The sequence below is a fragment of the Alistipes sp. CAG:268 genome (assembly GCA_000434235.1).
GTDB classification, from domain to species: domain Bacteria; phylum Bacteroidota; class Bacteroidia; order Bacteroidales; family Rikenellaceae; genus Alistipes; species Alistipes avistercoris.
Genome location: FR892019.1, coordinates 40,203 through 42,371 on the forward strand (window position 1 = coordinate 40,203; position 2,169 = coordinate 42,371).

Below are 2,169 nucleotides of genomic sequence, written 5' to 3' on the forward strand. Positions count from 1 at the left end.
CCGGTCCCTTTTTTGCGGCGGTCCACACCGCCCGCTCCAGAAGGGGCTGGTACGGATTTTGCCCGCATGTCCATGCGGAACCAATATAAAATCAAATTATAATAATATAAAAATTATCAATTTGATTTATACAAATATCCGATTTACCTTTGTCTCGTAAAAGGCCGGAAAGGGGCGCCCGACGTTCCGGACCGGTCCGAGTATGAACCCTATAAAACAGTAAAGACATGACATCGATCATCAATTCCCCGATCCCCGAGTTCAAGGTCCAGGCCTACCACAACGGCGTATTCAAGACCGTCTCCAACGAAGACATCAAGGGCAAGTGGGCCATATTCTTCTTCTACCCTGCCGACTTCACCTTCGTATGCCCCACCGAGCTGGTGGACATGGCCGAGAAGTACGAGCAGTTCATGGCCATGGGCGTCGAAGTATACTCGGTGAGCACCGACTCGCACTTCGTGCACAAGGCCTGGCACGACACCTCGGAGAGCATCCGCAAGATCCAGTACCCGATGCTCGCCGATCCGACCGGCGTGCTTGCCCGCGGCTTCGGCGTAATGAGCGAGGAAGACGGAATGGCCTATCGCGGCACGTTCGTGGTAAACCCCGAAGGAGTCGTCAAACTGGTCGAAATTCAGGACAACAGCATCGGCCGCAACGCCGAGGAGCTGCTCCGCAAGGTCGAGGCGGCCCAGTTCGTGGCAACGCACAAGGGCGAGGTATGCCCCGCCAAGTGGAAGAAGGGCGAAGAGACGCTCAAGCCGAGCATCGATCTGGTAGGCAAGATCTAAGACTCCGGAAGCTATGTTGGACGCATCGCTCAAGGAGCAACTCAAGGAACTGTTCGGGTCGCTGGAGGCCGACTACCTCTTCGACATCGCAGTCCGCGCGGGCCACGGGTCCCGCGCGGAGCTGCTCGAACTGCTCGGCGACACGGCCGCCGCATCCGACCGCCTCGCCTGCCGCGTAAGCGAGGGCCCCGGACTCGAGTTCCGGATCCTGAAGAACGGACAGGAGCTCGGCATCCGCTTCCGGGCCGTGCCCAACGGGCATGAATTCAGCTCGCTGGTACTGGCCGTGCTCAATGCCGACGGAAAGGGGCGCAACCTTCCCGACGAGGCGACCCGCCGCCGGATCGAGGCACTCGAAGGGCCGGTCGAACTGGAGACCTACATGTCGCTGACCTGTACGAACTGCCCCGACGTGGTGCAGGCCCTCAACGTGCTGGCGATTCTCAACCCGCAGATCCGCCATACGGCCATCGACGGCGCCCTCTTTCCCGAGGAGGCCGAGCGGCTGAGGATCCAGGCCGTACCGAGCGTCTTCTGCAACGGCGAACCACTCCACACGGGTCGGAGCTCGCTGGGCGAACTGCTCGAGCAGCTCGAGGAGCGTATCGGGAGCCGCCCCGCCGAGGGCACAACAATCGAACACCGCTACGACGTCGTAGTGGCCGGAGGCGGACCGGCAGGTGCTGCAGCGGCGATCTACTCGGCCCGCAAGGGGCTGAAGGTGGCTGTGGTGGCCGGGCGCATCGGCGGGCAGGTGAACGAAACGGTCGGTATCGAGAACCTCATCTCCGTACCCCGGACCACGGGGGCCGAACTGGCCGGCGACCTGCGCCGCCACATGGAAGCCTACGGCATCGAACTGTGCGAAAACCGCACGATCGAGGCCTTCGAAGCCGGAGAAAAGGAGCACGTACTGCGCGTGCGCGGCGGCGAGGTATTCCGGGCCCCGGCGCTGATTGCCGCCACGGGAGCCTCGTGGCGCAGGCTCGGCGTCCCGGGTGAAGCCGAATACACCGGACACGGCATCGCCTTCTGTCCCCACTGCGACGGGCCGTTCTATGCGGGAAAGGATGTGGCCGTGATCGGCGGCGGCAACTCGGGAGTCGAGGCAGCCATCGACCTGGCGGGAATCTGCCGGCACGTGACCGTGCTCGAATTCATGGAGGAGCTGAAAGCCGACGGCGTCCTGCAGGAGAAACTGCGATCGCTGCCCAACGTCACGGTCCGCACCGCGGTGCAGACACTCGAAGCGCTCGGACACGACGGCCGGCTCACGGCCCTGCGCCTGAAGGACCGCCGCACGGATGCGGTCTCCGAGATGCCGTTCGACGGCGTATTCGTGCAGATCGGCCTCTCGGCCAACAGCGCGCTCTTC

At 62.8% G+C, this 2,169-nt stretch carries 2 protein-coding genes; both read left to right on the forward strand.

Annotation, left to right across the window (positions count from 1 at the left end):
* Positions 1–227: 227 nt before the first annotated feature.
* Positions 228–794, forward strand: coding sequence for an alkyl hydroperoxide reductase subunit C (ahpC, locus tag QZL63_RS09810; protein ID WP_022309127.1), 567 nt, complete (start codon positions 228–230; stop codon positions 792–794).
* A 13-nt stretch (positions 795–807) separates the two neighbouring features.
* On the forward strand, positions 808–2,169 hold a 1,362-nt coding region (ahpF, locus tag QZL63_RS09815; protein WP_290586801.1), incomplete at its 3' end, for an alkyl hydroperoxide reductase subunit F.